Below are 22,012 nucleotides of genomic sequence, written 5' to 3'. Positions count from 1 at the left end.
GCGTTTGCTTCGGCCGGCGCCCACTGACGCGTGTCGAAGTCACACTGCGCCCTACAGGTCTTTTCCGTCGCCTACGCGGCCCGACCGCCCGCGGGTTCTCATCGCCCTCCTCGCGAGGAGGTCGATGTCGCTACTCAAGAAATCGACCCCGCAGCGAGGAGGGGGCCGAGGTTCCGCCACGGAACCATCAACGCAGACCAACCCGCACGCCCTTCAAGGTCTCGTTCGACCGCCCACCGTGTGAGGACTAGGGTCACCGCCGGTGTAACCGGGACGTCCGATCGGCATCCCCGGTCAGTCGTCTCGAAACAGGAGTTCGGTCAGCGTGCCCACATTCGGCCGGAAACATGGCCGCGCCAAGTCCCGTGACACCGCGTTCACCATCGCCGAGTATCTCCGGGCCGAGACCGTCGGCGGCGTCGTCCTGCTGCTGGCCGCCGCGCTCGCTCTGATCGCGGCGAACAGCCCGCTCAGCGAGCTCTACACCGGCGTGCGCGACTTCGAGCTCGGGCCGGCCTCGCTGCATCTGAACCTCACCGTCGGGGAATGGGCCAAGGACGGCCTGCTCGCGATCTTCTTCTTCGTCGTCGGACTCGAACTCAAGCGGGAAATGGTCGTCGGCGAGCTCTCCGAGCCCCGGAAGGCGATGCTGCCGGTGGTGGCCGCTCTCGGCGGAATGATCACGCCCGCCGTCCTCGCCTTCTCCCTCAGCGCAGGCACCCCCGGCGCCGAGAAGGCGTGGGCGATCCCGGTGGCGACCGACATCGCGTTCGCGCTCGGGGTGCTGGCCGTGACCGGACGGTTCCTGCCCACCGCGGCGCGGGTGTTCCTGCTCAGCCTCGCGATCGTCGACGACCTCGGCGGCATCCTCATCATCGCCGTCGTGTTCACCAGCGGCCTCAGCCTGCTGGGACTGCTCGCGGCCGTGGTGCTCTGCGCCGGGTATTGGTTCGCCCAGCACCGGCGCGTCACCACCCCACTGCTCTACGTCCCGCTGGCCATCGCCACGTGGCTGGCCGTCCACGACAGCGGCATTCACGCCACCCTCACCGGGGTCGCGCTCGGCCTGCTCACCCGGGTCAAGACCGATCAGGGCGAGTCCTCCTCGCCCTCGGCACGCCTCGAACACCGGCTGCAACCGTGGTCGGCGGGACTGGTCGTGCCGGTGTTCGCCTTCTTCGCCGCCGGGGTTCCCGTCGACGCCGAAGCACTCGGCCAGATCAGCGGCGACCGGATCGCGATCGGCATCGTGGTCGGCCTGGTCGTCGGCAAGCTCGTCGGCATCACGGGTGCGTCGTTCCTCGCGGTGAAACTGGGCCTCGGCTCCCGGCCCGAAGGCGTCGGCTGGGGCGAGATCACGGCACTCGCGCTGCTCGGCGGGATCGGATTCACCGTCAGCCTGCTCATCACCGAGCTGGCCCTCGAAGGCGCTCAGGCCGAGCGCGCCAAGGCTGCGGTGCTCATCGCCTCCGCGATCGCGTCACTGCTCGCAGCGGCGATGATGCTGCTGCTCCGCACGTGGCGCCGCAGGCACCGACAGCCCGCGTGATGCCGCCCAGCGGAACCGGAGATCACTCGCGGGTAACACCAGGCGCGTCACTGGGTCGAAGATTCACCGGCGTGGCACGATGGCACGCGTGAGCGCCCAGAAGAACACCAACGGCAGCCGTGACGAGAACTTCTCCGCCGTCACGTCCATCCCGCTGTCCGAAGAGGGCACCGCCTCGGGTGGTGAACAGTCCATCGGCGCGCTCGTGCGGGACGCCACGACGCACCTGTCGACGCTCGTGCGCTCGGAGGTGGAACTCGCCAAGTCGGAGATCGCCGGCGAGGTGAAGAAGGGCGTCAAAGGCAGCGTCTACTTCATCCTCGCGTTGACGGTCCTGGGCTTCAGCCTGTTCTTCCTCTTCTTCACCGCCGCCGAGGGCCTCAACGCACTCGGGCTGTGGCGATGGGCCTCGTTCGGGATCGTCTTCCTGTTCATGCTGCTCGTCGCCGGTGTGTTCGGCCTGCTCGGCTATCTGCGGGTCCGCAAGCTGCACGCGCCGCAGCGCACGATCGACTCCCTCAAGGACACGGCGCAACTCACCAAACGCCAGCAGCAGCAGCCGGAACTGACCGAATAGGTCGTCGCGCGGGGTTGGTCGGCGTGGGTGGTTCCGTAGCGGAACGTCACTGCGGGATCGTCGACACCGTGGAGGCCTGATACCACGGAGACGCTGTCCTCGCCAGTCGCGAGGTGAGAACGCGCCGGTAGCCGCTCTGCGTCGGTGGCGGCACGACGGTCGGCGACGACCTCGACCCACCGCCACGACCGGCTAGCGTCTCCGCCCCCTGCACACGAGACTCCGAACGTCTACCCCCCGATCCACATCTGTGGACAAGTCCGCGGCCTGTGGACAACGGGGTGGCAAATTCGCGCGAAATTGCCACCCGTCGGAAGGGGGCTAGCCGGTGCAGGTGCCGGTGGAGACGGGCTCGGTCAGCGTCGGTGCCTCCGCGACCTCGTCCGCGACCTCCTCGGCGGTCAGGACGAACCCGGTGTCCGGATCGTCGACCGCCGCGCCGAACACGACACCCACGACATCGCCGTCCGGTTCGATGAGCGGTCCGCCGGAGTTCCCGCTCTGCACCTTCCCGCGCACCGTGTAGACGTCACGCACGACGGTGTTCGCGTCGTAGATGTCCGGTCCGCGAAGATCGATGCGTTCGCGGACCCGCCCGGGAGACGCCGTGTACGGCCCGTCCAGCGGGTAGCCGAGCGCGATCACGTCGTCGGCCGGAGTCGCGGGTTCCGGGGCGAAGTCCATCGACTCCGCCGTCAGGTCCGGCACCGACAGCACCGCGAGATCGGTGGCCGGGTCGAACATCACCACCTCGGCGTCCAACTGGCCACGCCCGATCTCGATCGCGACCTCGTCGGTGCCCGCGACGACATGCGCATTCGTCATCACCCGGTTCGGAGCGACGACGAATCCCGTGCCTTCCAACGCCCGCCCGCAGGACGGCGCACGCCCGCGAACCTTGACGACGCTCGACCGGACGTCCTGCACGACCTGGCTGTTCGCCAACGCCGTGTCCGGCGGGTTGATCTCGGCTACCGGGGTCTGCGAGAACGGCTCCAGCGCCAGCGGGAATCCGCTCACCCCGAGCAGTCTGCGCAGCTCGTCCGGGAGTTGCTTGGCCGCCGTGGGCATCACCGAGTCCACGGCCCCCAGCACCGACGACCGGGTGATCGACGAGGCCAGGCCCGGGATCGCCGTCGCCGAGGTGAACGGCAACGCCACCAGCCAGGCCACGATCAGCACCGCGAGCCCCTGCACGAGCGCCCCGAGGCCGTTGTCGACCCCGGCCAGCTGCGGCGAGCTGATGCGATCGCGCAGCTCCCGGCCGGCCCACATGCCGAGGGTCTCGCCCAGGCCGACGAGCAGCACCACGATGCCCACACCGAAGCCGATCTTCGCGGCGTTGCCGTCGAGCCGTTCCAGCAGCAACGGAGCGAGCTTGAGACCGACGACGGCACCCGCGAACACGCCGAGGAACGCGAACAGCGCGGTCACCATCCCGTTCCGGGCACCGGAGACGGCACCGAGCAGTGCCAACAGCACCACGAGCAGATCGACCCAGTTCACGGCACCACCACGTCCGCATCGTCTCGCCCGGCCCGCCCCGGACCGGACCGCCCGATCATCCGGCGAACCCGACGTCGTCGGCCTCCTCGGCGGCCCGGAACGCCGCGTCGAGCTCCCGCACGTCGTGGTGGTTCCACCCACGCGACCAACCGCCGAGGTCGAGCACACCGGAGAGCAGTCCGCCGGTGAAGCCCCAGACCAGCATCCCAGGTACCAGGAACGCCGGAGTCGTGTGCCTGCCGATGGACACGGTGATCCGGTTCTGCGGGTCGGTCAGCCAGCGCACCGGCACTCGTGCCACCGCCGCCGTCTCCCCCGGGTCGACCGCCAGCACGGGGCTGGGTTCGCGCCAGTGCGCGATCACCGGGGTCACACGGAAGCCGCTGTTGGGCACGTGCAACTCCGGCAGCGTGGCGACCGGGCGGATGCCGGAGGGGACGACGCCGGTCTCCTCGACGGCTTCGCGGATCGCCGCGTCCACCGGTCCGTCGTCGATCGGTTCCACTCCGCCGCCGGGGAAGGCGACCTGGCCGGGGTGAGCGTCGAGACCTTCGGCTCGCCGCAGCAGCAGGACGTCCGGACCGTCGTCGCTGGCACTGTCACCGAGCAGGATCAGCACTGCGGCCGGGCGCGCGGTCGCGGGCGGGTTGTTCCGCGGCCAGCCGAGGCTGTCGGGTGTCAGCTCGGACGCACGCTCGACGAGGGCGCGCAGCCACTCGGGGACGTCGGCGGGATCGACGAGCGCTCCGTTCACGGTGTGCGTCAACCCGCGCCCTCCAAGGTCGTGCGGACCGCCTCGTCGACCTCGTCGGCGGACCGGAAGACATGCGGGTCGGTCCTGCGCAGCTCGCCCGAGCCGGTGACGACATAGGTCGCGGGCAGCGCGGGCGGCAGACGCAGGGCGGCCGCGACGGAGCGGTCCGCGTCGTGCACGGACGGGAACCGGACGCCGAGGCGGGAGAGCATGGCAAGCCCGTCGGCCTCGTCGCTCATCACCTGGACACCGAGGACGGACGGCGAGTCCGGCCTTGCCGAGTACTCCTGCAGCGCGGGCAGTTCCTCGCGGCACGGCTCGCACCAGGTCGCCCACACGTTGATCACGGCAGGTCGGGGCACCACGGAGCCGAAGTCGACGGTCTCGCCGTCGGCCATGCAGGTCGTCGAGACGCCGCGCAATCGCTGCGGCGGTGCGCCGGGCTGCGGGGTGCAGTCCGCCAGCGCGGCGTCCTGACGGGCACCGGGTTCGACCGGTGCTTCCGGCGCCGGTGCCGGACCGGCGCCACCGTCCGTGGCCTGCGATCCGCTCTCACGCGGCCACAGCGCGACGACGGTGAGCCCGGCCAGCAGGAGCACGACCAGCGTCCATGCGATCTCTCGGCGGAAGTCGGCAACGCGCAGACGTGGACCCGTCACGCGCTCGGCTCCCGCGCTGCCGCTTTCTCCACGCTGCGGTCGGGCACCTCGTCCCGGATTCCGGCGAGCTCCAGCAGACGCGGAGCCTCCGGGCCTCGCACGAGGGCGGCGGCCTCGGCCGGGTCGACGGGGCCGGTACCGAACGCGGGGCAGTCCTTGGCCAGCAAGCACGCTCCGCACGCCGGCTTCTTGGCGTGACACACGCGTCGACCGTGGAAGATCACCCGATGGGAGAGCATGGTCCACTCCTTTCGGGGAATCAGCTCGCCGACAGCGTGCTCAACCTTGACGGGATCCTCGAGATCCGTCCAGCCCCAGCGACGCACCAGCCTGCCGAAATGCGTGTCCACGGTGATCCCCGGAACGTCGAACGCGTTTCCCAGCACCACGTTCGCCGTCTTCCGGCCGATACCCGGCAGTGTGACCAGTTCGTCCAGTTCGGCCGGAACCTCTCCGCCGTGCCGCTCGACGAGCGCGGCCCCCATGCCCATCAGCGAGTTCGTCTTGTTTCGGTAGAACCCGGTGGTGCGGATCATCTCCTCGAGCTCCGTACGGTCCGCGCCCGCGTAGTCGGCCGCGGAGCGATACCGGGCGAACAGGGCGGGAGTGACCTCGTTGACCCGCTTGTCGGTGCACTGCGCGGACAGGATCGTGGCCACCACCAATTCGAGTGGTGTGTCGAAGTCCAGTTCGCAGTGGGCGTCCGGATAGGCTTCGGCCAGCGCACGCAGCATCCTGCGGGCGCGGCGGACGAGCCCGGCCCGGGTTTCCGACGCCGTGCTCCTGGCCTTGCGGGGGATCTTCCTCGTGGGGTTACCCGACTCCGGGCCGACGAGATCCGTCTCCGGATCGGTGCTGTTCGCGCTGCGGTTGCGGGGGTGGTCGGACACTCCACCAGAGTACGGTCCGCCCCGACACGCAGCGCCGGTCGGAGGGTCGGCCGGAGCGCCGATCGCAGGGGTGGGAGCCGTGAACCGACCCCGGTTGTTCTCCGCGCGACGGGATGAGCGAAGATTGACGGCATCATGACTGCCTGGTTCGTGCTCGTGGTACCGCTAGTGATCATGTTCTTCACGCTGTTCATGGAACGGGTGGAGGCACGTCTCCGGCACGTTGCGGTGCAGGAGAACGAAGTGGAGGAGCTGCTGGAGAACGCCCGGCCCGACGAGGTCAGGGCGCTGTTCCGGCAGGGAATTGGACGTGCGCTGGAACTGTTCCAGTTGCGTAGGGTGGGACGCGCCGGTCGACTGCGGACGCGCCGGTCCCGCGACCAGTCGTAGACTGGCCCAGTGATCGGCGGCGCCGCCCGGTCACCGCGATCCGTCGCGGGAACCGGGAGATACCGAGCCGCCGCGTCTCAACATGGAGGGACGAGGTGGACGAGACCCTAGCCCGGGCCGGGATCTTCCAGGGAGTGGAACCTGCCGCGGCGGAAGCGCTGACCCAGTCGCTGGAGCCGGTGGAGTTCCCGCGCGGACATGTGATCTTCGCCGAGGGCGAGCCGGGAGACCGGCTCTACATCATTCAGAACGGCAAGGTGAAGCTGGGCCGCAAGTCTCCGGACGGCCGCGAGAACCTGCTCGCCATCATGGGCCCGTCGGACATGTTCGGCGAGTTGTCCATCTTCGACCCGGGGCCGCGTACCTCGACGGCGACGACCGTCACCGAGGTACGCGCGTTGACCATGGACCGCAGTGCACTGCGGCAGTGGATCGGCACCCGGCCGGAGATCGCCGAGCAGCTGCTGCGGGTCATCGCACGCAGGCTCCGCCGCACCAACGGCATGCTCGCGGACCTGATCTTCACCGACGTGCCCGGCCGGGTCGCCAAGGCGCTGCTGCAGCTCGCACAGCGCTTCGGCAGCCAGGAGGCCGGGATGCTGCGCGTCACCCACGATCTCACCCAGGAGGAGATCGCCCAGTACGTCGGGGCGTCCCGGGAGACCGTGAACAAGGCGCTGGCGGACTTCGCGCATCGCGGGTGGCTGCGGCTCGAAGGCAAGAGCGTGTTGATCCTGGAGGCGGAGCGGCTCGCGCGCCGGGCTCGCTGAACGGACGAACATCACGAAAGGCCCGGTCGATCTTCGGATCGGCCGGGCCTTCATGCGTCCAGGAGGGACGCCAGGCAGCGCGGGACGGGACGGCGGCGCCGAGGCGTGAGTCTTTTTGGTGGTCATAGGCACTAAAAAGGCTCACGCATCTCTGCGGCACTGCGCTGGGGCGGCGAACGTTGCTCTGGACAAGCGAAGGGGCTGGGCGCCACCCCCGACGCGGCGCTCCAGCCCCTTGCCCTGTTGCGTGATCCGTCCCCCGACCAATCACGCCCCGAACCCTCGAGATCGTGGCCCCGAACCATCACACCGAGGGTCCTGCGGGTTTTCCCGCCGCAGTGAGCATGCCATGTCACTCACCGCAGCTTGTCATCCCCTTCACTACACAGGACGTACCGAACCTCGTTCGGGTTGCGTCGGTTCCCCACTCTTTTCAGATTTTTTTCGGATGCCCTGGTGAGGACTTCGAACCCGGCGGCGGTGGCGCCTCGAGTGACGCGCATCAAAAGGACTGGTACTCGCGTACCAGTGTGGCCATACTGGCACGCGTGTCCCACTCCGTGTCGCTCGCCGACTACCGCGCCGCCCTGACCGCTCCCGGCGCGCGAGGCCCCGTACTCGCCTCCGTCCTCGGCAGGCTCCCGATCGCGATGATCGGGCTCGCACTGCTGCTCTACGTCCAACGCGAGACCGGGTCGTTCGCCGCCGCAGGCATCGTCTCCGCCGGGACACTCGTCGGGGTCGCCTTCGGCTCCGTCGCCCAGGGGCGCGTGATGGACCGAATCGGCCCGACCCGGCCGCTGCTCGCGGTCACCTCAGCGTTCGCGGTGCTCGTGGCGGCGGAGATCCTCGCCATCGAGGCGCACGCACCCGTGCTGGTCCTCGTCCCGCTCGCCGTCCTGGTCGGCGCCTCAGAACCGATGATCGGCCCCGCGGCGCGGTCGCTGTGGACCGAGCTCGTGCCCGAAGGCCCAGTGCGCAACGCGGCTTACTCGTACGAGGCGATCAGCATGGAGTCCTTCTTCCTGCTCGGTCCGGGGCTCGCGGGCCTGCTGGTAGCGATGCCCTGGGCGGGCACCGGAACGGTCGTCGGAACTCTGAGCATGATCGTCGGAGCCGTGTGGTTCGCCCTCACCCCGGCGGCGCGCAGGCAGCGGCCGATGGCCGCCGACCGCACGTCCGGCAGCCTCCTCGGGCCTCTCGCCTCGCGCGGAATGCGCACCGTCGCGCTCGCGGCGCTCGGATTCGGGGCGTTGCTCGGCACGATCGAGGTGGCCGTTCCCGCCGCGGCCGAGCGAGCGGGACACCCGATCATGGGGGGCATCCTCATCAGCGTCCTGTCGGTGAGCTCGGTGATCGTCGGCGTGCTCTACGGCATGAACCCGTGGCCGAAGCCGATGCATCTGCGGCTGCCCGCCCTGCTGCTCGGGTTCGCGCTGCTCGTGGCGATGTTGGCGGTTCCTTCGACGCTCTGGGGACTGAGCCTGGCCCTGCTCGTGGCGGGCAGCCTCATCACCCCGCAGTCCACAGCGCACTCGGTGTCGCTGGAGATCGCCGCGCCGGCCGGAACCGCGACGGAGGCGTTCGGGTGGGTGATCACGTCGGTGACGCTCGGCGCCGCACTCGGGCAGTCCGTGGCCGGGCAGGTCGTGGAGTGGGCGAACCCTCCTGCATCGTTCGTCGTGGCCGCGATCGGCGGGACGGTGCTCGCAGCCGTCCTGTGGTTCCGCCGCGCCACTCTCGTCCCGGCCCACACCGACGTCTCCCTCGTCCCCGCCTGAGCACAGCCGCGACGGGGGTGTCGGGGGTGGTGCTTAGCGTGTGGGAATGGATCTCACCGCGACGAGCACCTCGCTCGCCCAGTCGGCCACGGACCTCGTTCGGCTCCTGCCCGGCCGAATCACCGACCCGGTGCTCAACGCCGTCGTCACCGCGACTCGCGACGGTGTCGAGCTCGCCGGCCGCCGCGCACTCCTGGCGCTGCGCTCGGGCGGGCGGAAGTCCTCCGTGGTGACCGCTGCGACACCGGAGGACGTGGGTGTCCACTCTGTCGTCATGCCGAAGCAGGCGTGAGTCTTTTTGGTGGCTATAACCACCAAAAAGACTCACGCCTCTTCTATATAGGTGAGCTGGGCCTGGACGGTCGCCTCGGCGGCGGGCCACACGGCCCGGTCGACGTCGGCGTAGACGACCTTGACGACCTGCATGGCCGTCGCGTCGGGCCCGAGCTGGGCCCTCGCGGTCCGCACCTGCTCGAGCCGCTGCGTCCGGTGCTCGCGGTAGGCGGTGACGATCTCGCGCACGTCCGGCAACTCCGGGCCGTGCCCTGGCAGCACCATCGAGCCTTCCGGGAGCTCGCCGAGCCGCCGCAGCGAGTCGAAGTAGCTGCCGAGGTGTCCGTCCGGGTGGGCGATGATCGACGTGCCGCGGCCGAGGATGCTGTCGCCGGTGAACACCGCGGAGACACCACCGTGCGACGCGGCGAAACTGACGGAGTCCGACGTGTGCCCCGGCGTGGCCAACACGGTCAGGTCCACACCGGACGCGTCCACGACCTCCCCGTCGCGCAGTGGCGGACCACCTCGGCACAGTGCCGGGTCGAGTGCTCGCACCGGCGCGCCGGTGAGCTCGGCGAACGTCTCGGCTCCCTCGACGTGGTCCGGGTGGTGGTGCGTGAGCAACACGAGTGCGACGGGACCCCGGGACGCGACGGTGCGCAGGTGCTCGGCATCGTCCGGTCCGGGATCGATGACGGTGCGCGAGTCGCCGTCGCCGACGAGCCAGGTGTTCGTGCCGTCCAGTGTCATCGGCGACGGGTTGTCGGCGAGCACCACCGCCGCGAACGGCGTGACCTCCCGGAGTCGGCCGTAGGCGGGATGGTTCACTGCGCCTCCTCGTAGCCGGGGTCGGTCGGCAGCAGCAAGCGTGCCGCGTCCTCGTTGCGCACGATCTTGGGGACCACTTTGCCCATGGTGCGCTCGGTGGCCAGGATCTCGGCCACCGTCGAGCATCGGGACAGTTCCGTCAAGGTCACCCAGGTCGGCGGAAGCAGCCCGCACCGGCCCTCGTCCCAGTCCCGCAGCGCGGTCCGCGGAGTGCTCCAGTACGCCTCGACGGCTTCGCTGGTGACGTCGTCGGCGCGCTGACCGTCCGGGAGAGCGGCCACGAAGAACCGGGTGTCGTAGCGGCGTGGCTCCTCGATCGGGGTCACCCAGTTCGCCCACGGGCGCAGCAGATCGGCGCGCAGCACGAGCCCGTTTTCCGCGAGGAAGCCCGCCAGGGAGAACTCCCGGGACACCAAGGCGTGACGTGCTTGCGCGTACGGAGCGGTGTCGGCGACCAGAGTCTCGGAGTCCGGTCCCGCGAGCAGCACCCCGGATTCCTCGAAGGTCTCGCGAACCGCCGCGCACACCAACGCTCGGGCGAGGTCCTCGCCGCAGCCGAGGCGCTCCGCCCACCACGCGGGCTCGTGGCCGGTCCAGGCCACGGAGGTGTCCGCGTCGCGCGGGTCCACCCCACCACCGGGGAAGACGGTCATGCCACCGGCGAACGGCATCGCGTCGACCCGGCGCTGCAGGAACACCTCCGGCTCCCCGGGGCCGCGCACCAGCATCACCGTCGCCGCGTCCCGCGGGATCGCGGGCGGGTCGGGTGTGGTCGACGGGATCAGTCCCTCGGGCAGTGTGAAGCGGTCCGGGAGTTGCACCATGCCGACCAGCCTAGAGCGTGCTTCGTCCGGATTAGAGGGTGCGCGGGTTGAGCCGGATCGGTGTGTAGCGGAACCTCACCTCGCGGCCGGCTCCGGGAGCGTCGACATCAAGTAACCACCTACACCACGTCGACGCTGTCCTCAACGCTGCTGATGTCCGGCGGGTGCGCCGATCGACGGGAAGCCGCCGGTCGCGGTGGTGCTCGTCGAGGTCCATGCCTCGTGCCGGTCTCCGTGGGCGGGCGCACGATCCTTCTCCCGTTGCGCCAGTTCCTCGTGCAGCTTGCGCAGCAGGTTTCGTTCGCGGTCGGTCAGCTTCGCGTCGACGGCCGCGGGGACACCGCTGCGCCCACTCTGGGCCGGGGCGCTTGGCCGCGACTCCGGAGCAGGAGCCGAGAGCTCGTCCGGCTGCGGCTCGGCGGGCACCGGCTCGGTGAGCACGATGCCGGTGTCGGCGGCGTCGGCGACGGGCAGCGCGCCGGACGACGGCGGTTCCGCGTCGGTCGACGGTGCGTCGAACGTCTCAGGCTCGGGCTCACCGTCGTGGGGTCTCTGCCCGCCCGGCGGTCCGAGAGGGTCGGCTAAACCAGAGATCCCGGCGGGCGCGGGCTCACCGCCGGACCGCATCCGGGCCGCACGACCGTGATTGCCGGTGCCGTGGCCGGTGGAGACGGGCACGTCGAGGTACACGCGTCGCGCGGCGGCGAGCGCGTTGCGGTGGTAGTCGGGCAGGTCGCTGCCGGAGGCGAACACGTCGACGGAACACCCGAGCCCCGCGCGCCGGAGGGCTTCGAGCATCTGGAACCCGGCTGCCTCGACAGAACCCTCGGCTCCGATCTCGGCGAGCACGACGCGGCGCGGCACGGCACCGTAGGTCACCCCGGCGGGGGTGACCCGCCACACGCACCACACCCCGCGCAGGCCGGGAAGCCGGTTCACGATCGGTTGCAGCGCGTCGGAGACGTCGGCCTCGGGGCGGTTCTGGTCGCTGAAGCGATGGGCATCGGCGGGAACGGACTCGACGACGTACAGCCGGTCCGCCCACGAGCTCTGAGAGCGCGCCTCGGCGAGCACGCGGCGCAGATCGGACTGCTCCCGCGCGGTAACGGGGACCCGGCCGGCGATCAGGCAGCCGGCGAGCAGTTCGGCGGCGGGCGCGAGGCCGTCGGCGCCGAGCATCTCGCGCGCCGAGTTCACCGCGTCGTCGTCGACCCTGCCGGTCGTGGTGAGCAGAAGGTTCTGCAACCGGACGAGGGGTCCGGCTCCTTCGGCCACGTCCACCACGGTTGCCTCCTCCACCTTCGGGTGCGGTTGTCGATCGGGTGCCGCAGTCGCGTCAGCGCTGCGCACGATGTGCCACGAGTTCGTCGGACCCGCTGCACACGAGCACCGAGTCCGCGAGGGCGGCGTGGTGATACGGGGTCAGGTCGAGGTCGTGGGGCAGGACCTCGACGCACGGTTCGTGCTCACCGAGGGCGCGCAGGATGCGCTGGATCTCTCCGGTCAGCGCGATGTGGTCGGCGGATGCGGTGACGAGCACGACCCGCTTGAGCCGGGTCCCGCCGGTCTTGCGCCACGTGCTGCGGACCTCGCCGATCCCGGCGCGACCGCGCAGCGTGGCCCCGAGGACGAGTACCTCGGAGTCGCCCTTGCCGTCGATGGGCGACTCGGCGGTGAAGGTGTGGTGGTCGGCGACGTACTCCGACGGCAGGATCGCGTGCACCACCCCCGGGTCGGCGCCGAGCGGAAGCAGGGTGTCGGCGAGGCGACGGTGGTCGGTCTCCCCGAGGCCGATGCGCTCCCGGACGAGCAGGCTCGGTAAGGCTCTGGCCATCACGTCGGCCGCTCCTCCGGCGAGCCAGTCCCGGAAGCGCCACAGGTGCTCGTCGGGCACTCTGCCTGCCAGCCGGAGCAGCAGTTCATGGCACAGCAGGTCGGAGTCTCGCACCGCCACTTCGCCCCTTCCAGGTGTTCTCGGGTGCGGCGAGCCGCACCGCCGGTGCGGGTCGGTGCCCGCAGCCGTCCCCATCCCCTCGGACGCCCATTCAACTACTGACCGCAGTCAGAGTCCCTCCTTGGGCACCCGTTCGAGTGTCACTCAACAGCGCAAGTCTGTGAAGCGATACACGAAGCGTACTGGTTGGGCTTCGGCGATCAACGGGGAATATCAGAATTCGGGGGACGTCGATCAACGAGCCCGGCTCGCACCTGTTCCGCAGGACTCTTCGCACCCCGAACAACCGGGCCGCGAACTCCCACGAGTCCGCGGCCCGGAGCGACGCCGGTGCGGGAGCGGGTCAGGCGACCTCGACGATCATCTCGACCTCGACCGGAGTCCCCTTCGGCAGCTCGGCGACACCGACCGCCGAACGAGCGTGCTTCCCGGCCTCGCCGAACACCTCGCCGATGAAGTCGGACGCGCCGTTGATCACACCCGGCTGGCCGTGGAACCCCTCGGCCGAGGCGACGAAACCGACGACCTTGACCACGCGCACGACCGAATCGATCCCCACCAGGCCGTGCACCGCCGCGAGCGCGTTGACCGCGCACAGCCGCGCGTGCTCCTGCGCACTCTGCTCCGAGACCTCGCCGCCGACCTTGCCGGACGCGACGAGCTCACCGTCCACGATGGGCAACTGACCCGCGGTGTAGACGTACGAGCCGGACCGCACGGCCGGAACGTACGAGCCCGCGGGCGGCACGACCGCCGGCAGTTCGACGCCGAGCTCGGTCAGACGATCAGACCACCGACCCATCGTCAGTCACCCTTCTCACGCTTCATGTAGGCCACCATCTGCTCACCGGTCGGCCCGGGCAGGACCGACACGAGCTCCCAGCCGTCCTCGCCCCACTGGTCGAGGATCTGCTTGGTCGCGTGGCTGAGCAACGGAACCGTCGAGTACTCCCATTTCGTCATGGTCACCAGCCTAAGTGGTTGCGCGCGTCGATCTGCGGTCAGGCACTCAGCGCCTGCGCCAACCGGCCACCGGCGGACTCTCACGTCATGGCCGGCGAGGACTGGCCACGGCCACGGTCGGCGGACACCTTGGGTTGGGTGTGCTCGACCGTCGTGCGGTGAGGTTCCGCCACGCTTGCACTCCGAAGTGAGGCGACTCGCAGGACAAGCCGCGGGGCGCACACCTACGCTGATCGCGTGACCACCTCGACGGCCGCCTGGAACGGCGCACTCGACCACGCGCGGCTGCACGTGGTCACCGGTAAGGGCGGCACCGGCAAGACGACGGCCGCGGCCTCGCTCGCGCTCGCGCTGGCCACCGGAGGCCGCAAGGTGCTGCTCGTCGAGGTCGAAGGCAGGCAGGGACTGGCGCAGGTCTTCGACACCGCACCACTGCCGTACTCCGAGACGCGCATAGCGGCCGCACCCGGCGGCGGCGAGGTCCGGGCGCTGGCCATCGACGCCGAGGCCGCGCTGCTGGAGTACCTCGCGATGTTCTACAACCTCGGGTTCGCCGGCCGGACGCTGCGCCGGATGGGCGCGATCGAGTTCGTCACGACCCTCGCACCGGGCCTGCGCGACGTCCTGTTCACCGGCAAGATCAAGGAGTGTGTCGGGCGCACCGACGCACGCGGGCGCCACCTCTACGACGCCGTCGTCGTCGACGCCCCACCCACCGGCCGCGTCGTCCAGTTCCTCGACGTCACGCGGGCCATGGCCGACCTCGCGAAGGTGGGGCCGGTCCGCGAGCAGAGCGAAGGCGTGGTGCGGCTCCTGCACTCGGAGGACACCGTGGTCCACCTGGTGACGCTGCTCGAGGAGCTGCCGGTCCGCGAGGTGGTGGAAGCGGTCGCGGAACTCGACGCGGCCGAACTGCGACCGGGTGCGGTCCTGCTCAACCGGGTCAGCCCGGACCGGCTGCCCGCCCGGTCGACCACTGCGGCCGCCGACGGCAGGGTCGACGCGAAACGCATTCGCGCCGGCCTCGACTCGGCCGGGTTGAACTGGAACGACGAGATCCTCGACGGCCTGGTCACCGAGACGGTCGAGCACGCCGTCCGCACCCGAGCCGCGGTCACCGCTCGGGAAGAACTGGCCGAGATCGACCTGCCGACGCTGGACCTGCCCGACCTCACCGACGGCGCGGACCTCACCGGCCTGTACGAACTGGCCGAACACCTTCGCGAGCAAGGCATGCGCGGCGAGGTGAAGCGATGAGCCGGCAACGTGGAGGCCGTGTCGACGTCGACGCGCTCGTGGACGACCCGAAGACCCGCATCATCGTGTGCTGCGGATCCGGCGGTGTCGGCAAGACCACCACCGCCGCCGCGCTCGCGACGCGCGCCGCGGAACGGGGCCGCAAGACGGTCGTGCTCACGATCGACCCGGCGCGCAGGTTGGCGCAGGCGCTCGGGCTTCGGGAGCTCGGCAACCACCCGCGCGAGGTCTCCCTCGGCGGCGCCGCCGACGGGGGCACGCTCAGCGCGATGATGCTCGACATGCGGCGCACCTTCGACGACATGGTGCTGGCGCACGCCGGACCGGACCGGGCGCAGCAGATCCTGGAGAACCCGTTCTACCAGACGATCTCCACGTCGTTCTCCGGAACTCAGGAGTACATGGCGATGGAGAAGCTCGGCCAGCTCGTCGCCGAGGACGTCGCCGACCTCATCGTCGTCGACACCCCACCGAGCCGGTCCGCACTGGACTTCCTCGACGCGCCGCAGCGGCTGTCCACGGTGCTCGACGGCAAGCTGATCCGGATGCTTTCCAGCCCCGCACGCGCGGGCGGGAAGGGACTGCGCAAGATCGTCGGCGCCGGGTTCGACCTGTTCGCCAAGACGGTCTCGAAGGTGATCGGCGGCCAACTTCTCGCCGACGCGTCCGCGTTCGTGCAGGCCTTCGAGTCGACGTTCGGCGGGTTCCGGGAGCGAGCCGACGCGACGTACCGGCTGCTGCGCTCACCGGGCACCGCGTTCCTGGTGGTCGCCGCACCCGAACCGGACGCGCTGCGGGAGGCCTCGTACTTCGTGGAGCGGCTGGCGAGCGAGAACATGCCGCTGGCCGGGTTGGTGGCGAACCGGACGCACCCGGTGTACGCGGACCTGTCCCCGGCCAAGGCGGTGGCCGCCGCGGACGAGCTGGACGCGGCCGGAACGGCACCGCTGGCGTCGGCGGTGCTGCGCTTGCACGCCGACAGGGTCGCGGTCACCGAACGGGAGAAACGGTTGATCGAACGGTTCGTCCGCGCGCACCCGGAGGTCGCGATGATCGGCGTGCCCGCGCTGGCCTCGGACGTGCACGATCTCGATGGCATCCGCGAGATCGGCCGTCGGCTAGCGGGCGAATGAGCCCCTCCGGGACAGGTGGCCGCGTGGGTCGACGGCCGCCGTCAGGCCAGCTGACCGGCCACTCTCCGTCGCCCACGCACGTCAGTGGCGGGTTCTCACCTCGCAGCTGGCGAGGACAGCGTCGACGTGATGGAAAGCGCCACCCGATGTCGACGATCACGCAGCCAGCCGCGACGTGAGGTTCCGCCACCCAGCCACCTACCCAGCTCGAGTCGCGCACTCTTCACGCCCGAGCCACGGGGAGGTGGCTCGGGCCGAAGTCAGCTCACCCGGCACTCGTCGTACTCGGCGTGCTCCCTGCGAGCAGCCTCCAGCAGTTCGTGCCAGTTGCCGATGTCGGGACGACGACGCAGCAGCGCACGGCGCTCCCGCTCGGTCATGCCGCCCCACACACCGAACTCGATCTTGTTGTCGAGCGCCTCGGCGAGGCATTCCGTTCGCACCGGGCAGCCGAAGCACACCATGCGCGCCTTGCGCTGCTCGGCACCTCTCACGAACAACTGGTCCGGGTTCTCGTCGCGGCATGCCGCGCGGACCCGCCAGTCCCCCTGCTCCACCATAGAGTCCCCCAGCTCCTCACTGGATCGTCGGCGACCATGTTCTCCGGAACCCCCCGGCACCGGTTGTTCGCGCACGTCCTCGGGCCGAGCGTGCGCGGTTGTCCGCGTCCCGTGGGACGCATGACTCCGTTCGCGCGTCCACGGGGGACGCGAGATCAACGTACTGTCGCTGGACGTGGACGAACTGTAGGGCCCCCCGGTTCCGAACTCCAAGCAACCTTTGTCGGTCCGTTATGCATGAAAATCATCATATCGGGCGTACTTGCCCTGTAACACGGAGTGACGTTTCGGGGCCCGCCTTAGGCTTGTCCAGGTGTCAGTCCGCGACAGCGTTCTCAAGCTCTTCGGCCTGTGCATACTGGCCGGCGTGTTGGTGGCGGGGATGCTCTTCCCCGTCGTGGGGTCACTCGGCGTGGTGTCCAATCGGGCCGGTGACGCCGTCGACAGCATCTCGAACCAGCTGTTGACCACCCCCGCTCCGTTGGTGACAACTGTCACAGACCGGGACGGCAACCCCATCGCCTACCTGTACGAACAGGATCGGGTCTCGGCCTCATCGGAACAGATCTCCGACACGATGAAGGCTGCGATCATCGCGATCGAGGACCAGCGGTTCTTCGAGCACGACGGCGTGGACTGGCCGGGCACGATGCGCGCCGCGGTGACCAACCAGGCCGCAGGCCAGATCTCGCAGGGCGGCTCGACACTGACCCAGCAATACGTGAAGAACTATCTGGTGCACGTCGTCGCCGGGAACGACCCGGTCCAGCAGGCCAAAGCGACCGAGCAGACGCCGGCGCGGAAAATGCGCGAGATCCGCATCGCGTTGCAACTCGAACAGCAGCTGAACAAACCGGAAATTCTCACCCGGTACCTGAACACGGTGCCGTTCGGGAACCAGACCTACGGTGTCACCTCGGCGTCCCGTGCGTACTTCAACACCACCCCGGACCAGCTCACGATCTCGCAGGCGGCACTGCTCGCGGGCATCACCAACAGTCCGAGCTCGCTGAACCCGACGACCAACCCGGAGGAGGCGCTCAACCGCCGCAATCTCGTCATCGACGCGATGGAGCAACAGCAGCGCATCACCCCCGAGGCGGCGGAGCAGGCCAGGCAGGAGCCGCTCGGGGTGGCCGAACCGCTGAACCTCATCCCGAACGGGTGCGTGGGTGCCGGCCCGGCTGACGGGTTCTTCTGCCAGTACGTCCTCGACTACCTCGGCCGGTCCGGCTTCTCCGAAGGACAGCTCAAGCGAGGCGGGTACACCATCCGCACGTCGTTGGACCAGAACATCACCAACCTCGCCAAGGAGGCCGCCGAGGGCCAGGTGCCCAAGACCACCGAGGGGATCGCGAACGTGATGTCCGTCGTGGAACCCGGCAAGGAGAAGCACCAGGTGCGGGCGCTCGTGGCCAACCGCGACTTCGGTTTCGACCCCGACGAGGGCCAGACCGCCTACCCGCTGCCCAGTGGGATCGCCAAGTTCGGCGCCGGGTCGATCTACAAGGTGTTCACGGCGGCGGCCGCGCTGGAGCAGGGGATGGGGATCTACAACACCATCCAGGCCCCGCCCAACTACACCTCGAACACCTACCGCAACGGCAGCGCGCCCTACACGGTCGGCAACGCCGAAGGCGTGGCCCCGGGCCCACGCACTCTGCAGGACGCGCTCGCGACCTCGCCGAACACCGCATTCGTCGCGTTGCAGGAACGGGTCGGACTCAACGAGACCGTGGACATCGCGGCTCGGCTGGGGATGCGGCAGACGCTGCTGTTCTCCGACAGAGCCGGTGAGCCGGTCCCGCCGGGCGACACCGCGGGCGAGTCGCAGGCCGAGTGGACCAAGAACAACAACATCGGCGCGTTCACCCTCGGGTTCGCGCCGGCGAGCCCATTGGAGCTGTCCAACGTGGCCGCCACGATCATGAGCGGCGGCACCTGGTGCCCGCCATCGCCGATCGAGCAGATCGTCGACCGCAACGGCAACCCGGTGACGATCACCGAGGACCCGTGCGAGCAGGCCGTCGACGAGGAACTGGCGAACGCGCTCGCCGTCGGGATGAGCAAGGACACCGCCAGCGGCGGGACCGCCCAACAGGCCGCCAGTGCCGCCGGGTGGAGCCGACCGGTCATCGGCAAGACCGGAACCACCGAGGCGCACCAGTCGGCGGGCTTCATCGGTGCCACGCCGCAGTTCGCGGGCTCGGTGCTCACGTTCTCCGACGGCAATCGGCCCCAGGGCATCTGTGACACCACGCCGCCGAGTCTGTGCGGTGCCAACGGCGGCAACATCTACGGCGGCAAGGTCCCGGCCCGAACCTGGTTCGACGCCATGACCGGCATCCACGAGGGCCTGCCGACGATCGAACTACCGCCGACGACGGACCGCTACGAGAGCGGCGGGGACGAGTTCCAGGTGCCCAACGTGGTCGGCATGAACTCCGACCGGGCGCAGGAGACGCTCGAAGGCGCCGGGTACACGGTGCAGACGCGATCGGTGAACAGCGAGCGCGAGCGCGACACGGTGACGAGCCAGACGCCACGCGGTTTCGCCCTGCCGGGCGAGACGGTGACGATCTCGGTCAGCACCGGCTACGTGCCGCGACCGCGGCCGGAGACGACGACGTCGGAGCCACCTCCGGAGGACGAGTCGCCGCCCGAGGAATCCCCCGGCGAGGAATCCCCCGGCGAGGAATCCCCCGGTGAGGAGTCACCGCCTCCGGAGGACCCACCAGACGAGTCGCCACCGGACGAGGGACCGACGCAGACCCCGCCGCCAGAAGACGAGGGCCCGTGAGGTGATCTCGGAAGGGTGCTCTCGATGGAGGGCTCCCTTCCGCTCCGGTCACCACGGAGTCTCCGGAGACGTCCTCAGCGACAGCGTGTCCCGCCGCCGAAGAAGCGTATCCCGCCGCCGAAGACCGGCCATCCGCCACGCAACCACCCACGAAAACCACCGCGCGCACCCTCTAAGCTCGGCGAACGTGACGAGTACCCGTCGGGCGAAGTCCCGCTACCGGCAACTCGAGGTCGAGGGCGTCGAGTGGATCACGCCCCGCATGGTGCGCATCGTGCTCACCGGCCCGGAACTCGCCGACTTCGTCAGCAGCGGCAGCGATCAGCGGATCAAGCTGTGCCTGCCGAAGCCGGGGCAGCCCACCCCGCAGGGCACGACCCGCGACGAGGTCTTCGCCCTTCCCCCCGAGCAGCAACCGTTGCACCGCACGTACACGGTCCGGGCGTTCGATCTCGATGCGCTGCGGCTGACGGTCGACTTCGTCGTGCACGCGCATGGTGGCCCGGGCACGACGTGGGCGACGACAGTGCGTCCCGGCGAGCGGGTCGTCACGGTCGGTCCCACTCCCGCGTACCGGCCGAGCCCGGATGCCGACCCACTCGTGCTGGCCGGGGACGAAACCGCGCTGCCCGCGATCGGCGCCATCCTGGAGGAGCTTCCCGCCCGAACCCCGGTGCGCGCGTTCGTCGAGGTCGCGGACACCGACGAGAAGCAGAGCATCGCCACCGACGCCGCCGTGGAGTGGGCATGGTTGCCTCGCGACGGCCTGCCCGCGGGGCGCAGCACGCTGCTCACCGAGGCGATCCGGTGGGCGGACCTCGGTGAGCGCGCGCACGTGTGGGTAGGCGCGGAGGCGACGGTCGTCCGCGAGATCCGTGAGCACTGCCAACGCGTTCTCGGACTCGACCGCGACCGCCTGTACGCCCTCGCCTACTGGCGCGCCGGCTGACAGGCGTGAGTCTTTTTGGTGGCTATAACAACCAAAAAGACTCACGCCGCTCTCAGGCCGCCAGAGCGGCTTTGACGGCAGCGGCGATGCGGCCGCCTTCGGCGCTGCCGGAGGCTTTCGCGTTCGCGACCTTCATGACCTGGCCCATCTGCTTCATCCCTGGCTGTTCGCCGAGTTCGGCGGCCACCTCGGAGACCGCTTCGCGAGCCACCGTGTCGAGTTCGTCGTCGGTGAGCTGCGCGGGCAGGTAGCTACGCAGGATCTCGGCCTCGGCGCGTTCGGACTCGGCCTGATCGGTACGTCCGGCGTTGGCGAAGGCGTCGGCGGACTCGTCGCGCTTCTTCACCTCCTTGGCGAGAACCTTGCGCACCTCCTCGTCGGTGAGTTCCCGCGCCTCCTTGCCGGAGACCTCCTCGGTCCCGACGGCGGAGAGCGCCATCCGGAGTACCCCGGTGACGACGGTTTCGCGGTTCTTCATCGCGGCGGTCATGTCCGCGCGCAGCGTTTCCTTCAGTTCGGCCATGTGCCCATTATCGCCCTGCTCGCGACCCGGATCTCCGGCAGCACCGCTCGCACGCTTCGAACGCCCGCTCGCGTGGACCGTAGGGTGGGCGGGGTGAACACGCTCGGTCGATTCCTGCTCGCTTCCGGCGCCGTCGGTGCCGCCGCTGCCGGGTACGCCGCCGGCCTCGAACGTCGACACTGGACGCTGCGCCGAGCGATGCTTCCGGTACTGCCCGACAGCGCCGACGAGCTGCGAATCCTGCACGTCTCCGATCTTCACGTGACACCGAATCAGCGCTCGAAGCAGCGTTGGGTGTCGGCCTTGGACGAGCTGGACCCACACCTGGTGGTCAACACCGGCGACAACCTGGCGCACCCGCAGGCGGTGCCCGCCGCGGTGCGGGCGCTGGGGCCGCTGCTGGACCGCCCCGGCCTGTTCGTCTTCGGCAGCAACGACTACTACGGCCCGAAGCCGAAGAATCCGGGCCGGTACCTGATGCCCTCGGCCCGCACCAAACGCGTTCACGGCCAGCCGCTGCCGTGGCGGGATCTGCGTGCGGTGATGATCGAACGTGGCTGGCAGGACGCGACGCACAAGCGGCTCGAGCTGACTACAGGCGGCCTGCGGATTCACGCGGCGGGTGTCGACGATCCGCACATCCAGCTCGACCGCTACAGCGAGATCGCCGGGACAGCGCCGCGGCAGGCGGGCCTGCGTCTCGGGTTGACGCACTCGCCGGAGCCCCGCCTGCTCGACGCGTTCGCCACTGACGGCTACGACCTCGTCCTCGCCGGTCACACGCACGGCGGACAGCTCCGGCTGCCGGGCTACGGCGCACTCGTGACGAACTGCGACCTCGACCGGCGGCGCTGCCGTGGTGCGTCGACGTGGGGCGAGATGCACCTGCACGTCTCGGCCGGACTGGGGACCTCGCCGTACGCGCCGGTCCGCTTCGCGTGCCCACCGGAGGCGACCCTGTTGACTCTCGTTCCGCGCACCCAGGCGAGATCGGGGAGCCGGGACAGGCGCGAAGCCGAGGCGTTCGACGGGACCCGGTTCGGGAACGGATCGAGCGTCCGCTAGACTC

The 22,012-nt window shown here is 69.9% G+C and carries 23 protein-coding genes; 11 read left to right on the top strand and 12 right to left on the bottom strand.

All coding sequences use genetic code 11. The features are described from left to right. Positions 1-325: 325 nt before the first annotated feature. The gene (gene nhaA / locus GIY23_RS01420) at positions 326-1,549 is read left to right on the top strand and encodes a Na+/H+ antiporter NhaA (protein ID WP_154075002.1); all 1,224 of its coding nucleotides are present in this window, start codon (positions 326-328) and stop codon (positions 1,547-1,549) included. A gap of 79 nt (positions 1,550-1,628) precedes the next feature. Continuing rightward, positions 1,629-2,126, top strand: coding sequence for a phage holin family protein (locus GIY23_RS01415; RefSeq protein ID WP_154075001.1), 498 nt, complete (start codon positions 1,629-1,631; stop codon positions 2,124-2,126). A gap of 321 nt (positions 2,127-2,447) precedes the next feature. On the opposite strand, the gene GIY23_RS01410 is transcribed toward GIY23_RS01415, so the two are convergent. The 4 genes from GIY23_RS01410 to nth are packed head-to-tail and all read right to left on the bottom strand — an operon-like array spanning position 2,448 to position 5,779. Continuing rightward, on the bottom strand, positions 2,448-3,632 hold the full coding sequence (locus GIY23_RS01410) for a MarP family serine protease (RefSeq protein WP_154075000.1): 1,185 nt from the start codon (positions 3,630-3,632) through the stop codon (positions 2,448-2,450). A 55-nt stretch (positions 3,633-3,687) separates the two neighbouring features. Further along, positions 3,688-4,398 (bottom strand): NUDIX hydrolase, encoded by a 711-nt coding sequence (locus tag GIY23_RS01405; protein ID WP_407646818.1) that lies wholly within the window; start codon positions 4,396-4,398, stop codon positions 3,688-3,690. Then, positions 4,395-5,045 (bottom strand): TlpA family protein disulfide reductase, encoded by a 651-nt coding sequence (locus tag GIY23_RS01400; RefSeq protein WP_228717486.1) that lies wholly within the window; start codon positions 5,043-5,045, stop codon positions 4,395-4,397. Before GIY23_RS01400 ends, GIY23_RS01405 begins: the two co-directional genes overlap by 4 nt. Then, the gene (nth, locus tag GIY23_RS01395; RefSeq protein ID WP_154078528.1) at positions 5,042-5,779 is read right to left on the bottom strand and encodes an endonuclease III; all 738 of its coding nucleotides are present in this window, start codon (positions 5,777-5,779) and stop codon (positions 5,042-5,044) included. The genes GIY23_RS01400 and nth overlap by 4 nt, the downstream gene beginning before the upstream one ends. 291 nt (positions 5,780-6,070) lie before the next feature. On the opposite strand from nth, the gene GIY23_RS01390 reads away from it, so the two are divergent. From GIY23_RS01390 to GIY23_RS01375, 4 genes are all read left to right on the top strand, one after another. Continuing rightward, a complete protein-coding gene (locus tag GIY23_RS01390; RefSeq protein ID WP_154074999.1) occupies positions 6,071-6,325 on the top strand; it encodes a hypothetical protein in 255 nt (84 codons plus the stop codon). 95 nt (positions 6,326-6,420) lie between these two features. Beyond that, positions 6,421-7,095 (top strand): Crp/Fnr family transcriptional regulator, encoded by a 675-nt coding sequence (locus GIY23_RS01385; RefSeq protein ID WP_154074998.1) that lies wholly within the window; start codon positions 6,421-6,423, stop codon positions 7,093-7,095. Positions 7,096-7,643: 548 nt separating this feature from the next. Next, positions 7,644-8,876: an MFS transporter gene (locus GIY23_RS01380; protein WP_228717485.1), complete on the top strand. Its 1,233-nt coding sequence runs from the start codon at positions 7,644-7,646 to the stop codon at positions 8,874-8,876. 46 nt (positions 8,877-8,922) lie between these two features. Then, complete coding sequence (locus tag GIY23_RS01375; protein WP_154074997.1) at positions 8,923-9,168, top strand: hypothetical protein; 246 nt, start codon at positions 8,923-8,925, stop codon at positions 9,166-9,168. Positions 9,169-9,200: 32 nt separating this feature from the next. On the opposite strand, the gene GIY23_RS01370 is transcribed toward GIY23_RS01375, so the two are convergent. The 6 genes from GIY23_RS01370 to GIY23_RS01345 form a co-directional block, all read right to left on the bottom strand. Then, positions 9,201-9,980 (bottom strand): MBL fold metallo-hydrolase, encoded by a 780-nt coding sequence (locus GIY23_RS01370; protein WP_154074996.1) that lies wholly within the window; start codon positions 9,978-9,980, stop codon positions 9,201-9,203. Next, entirely contained in the window at positions 9,977-10,804 is an 828-nt protein-coding gene (locus GIY23_RS01365) for an NUDIX hydrolase (protein WP_154074995.1), read from the bottom strand. Before GIY23_RS01365 ends, GIY23_RS01370 begins: the two co-directional genes overlap by 4 nt. A 141-nt stretch (positions 10,805-10,945) precedes the next feature. Further along, entirely contained in the window at positions 10,946-12,088 is a 1,143-nt protein-coding gene (locus GIY23_RS01360) for a hypothetical protein (protein ID WP_228717484.1), read from the bottom strand. 52 nt (positions 12,089-12,140) lie between these two features. Next, on the bottom strand, positions 12,141-12,758 hold the full coding sequence (locus tag GIY23_RS01355; RefSeq protein ID WP_154074994.1) for a hypothetical protein: 618 nt from the start codon (positions 12,756-12,758) through the stop codon (positions 12,141-12,143). A 343-nt stretch (positions 12,759-13,101) separates the two neighbouring features. Further along, positions 13,102-13,560, bottom strand: a complete 459-nt coding sequence (locus GIY23_RS01350) for a RidA family protein (protein WP_154074993.1) — start codon at positions 13,558-13,560, stop codon at positions 13,102-13,104. Between the two features lie 2 nt (positions 13,561-13,562). After that, on the bottom strand, positions 13,563-13,727 hold the full coding sequence (locus GIY23_RS01345) for a DUF4177 domain-containing protein (protein WP_154074992.1): 165 nt from the start codon (positions 13,725-13,727) through the stop codon (positions 13,563-13,565). A 231-nt stretch (positions 13,728-13,958) separates the two neighbouring features. Here GIY23_RS01345 and GIY23_RS01340 point away from each other — a divergent pair, with 231 nt between their 5' ends. Together GIY23_RS01340 and GIY23_RS01335 are read left to right on the top strand one after the other, a co-directional pair. Next, positions 13,959-14,978, top strand: coding sequence for an ArsA-related P-loop ATPase (locus tag GIY23_RS01340; protein ID WP_154074991.1), 1,020 nt, complete (start codon positions 13,959-13,961; stop codon positions 14,976-14,978). After that, on the top strand, positions 14,975-16,111 hold the full coding sequence (locus GIY23_RS01335) for an ArsA family ATPase (protein ID WP_154074990.1): 1,137 nt from the start codon (positions 14,975-14,977) through the stop codon (positions 16,109-16,111). Before GIY23_RS01340 ends, GIY23_RS01335 begins: the two co-directional genes overlap by 4 nt. A gap of 260 nt (positions 16,112-16,371) precedes the next feature. Here the strand turns inward: GIY23_RS01335 and GIY23_RS01330 are convergent, their stop codons facing one another. Then, a complete protein-coding gene (locus GIY23_RS01330; RefSeq protein ID WP_154074989.1) occupies positions 16,372-16,671 on the bottom strand; it encodes a WhiB family transcriptional regulator in 300 nt (99 codons plus the stop codon). Between the two features lie 313 nt (positions 16,672-16,984). On the opposite strand from GIY23_RS01330, the gene GIY23_RS01325 reads away from it, so the two are divergent. Then, a complete protein-coding gene (locus tag GIY23_RS01325) occupies positions 16,985-19,471 on the top strand; it encodes a transglycosylase domain-containing protein (RefSeq protein WP_228717483.1) in 2,487 nt (828 codons plus the stop codon). Between the two features lie 187 nt (positions 19,472-19,658). Beyond that, complete coding sequence (locus GIY23_RS01320) at positions 19,659-20,420, top strand: siderophore-interacting protein (RefSeq protein WP_228717482.1); 762 nt, start codon at positions 19,659-19,661, stop codon at positions 20,418-20,420. Between the two features lie 52 nt (positions 20,421-20,472). Here GIY23_RS01320 and GIY23_RS01315 read toward each other — a convergent pair whose 3' ends face one another. After that, entirely contained in the window at positions 20,473-20,943 is a 471-nt protein-coding gene (locus tag GIY23_RS01315) for a GatB/YqeY domain-containing protein (RefSeq protein ID WP_154074988.1), read from the bottom strand. A gap of 93 nt (positions 20,944-21,036) precedes the next feature. Between GIY23_RS01315 and GIY23_RS01310 the strand changes: the two genes are divergently transcribed. After that, a complete protein-coding gene (locus GIY23_RS01310) occupies positions 21,037-22,008 on the top strand; it encodes a metallophosphoesterase (protein ID WP_187351982.1) in 972 nt (323 codons plus the stop codon). The last annotated feature ends 4 nt before the right edge of the window (positions 22,009-22,012 follow it).

The organism is Allosaccharopolyspora coralli (genome assembly GCF_009664835.1).
In the GTDB taxonomy this organism is placed as follows: domain Bacteria; phylum Actinomycetota; class Actinomycetes; order Mycobacteriales; family Pseudonocardiaceae; genus Allosaccharopolyspora; species Allosaccharopolyspora coralli.
This window is presented reverse-complemented; position numbering and strand designations above follow the sequence as displayed.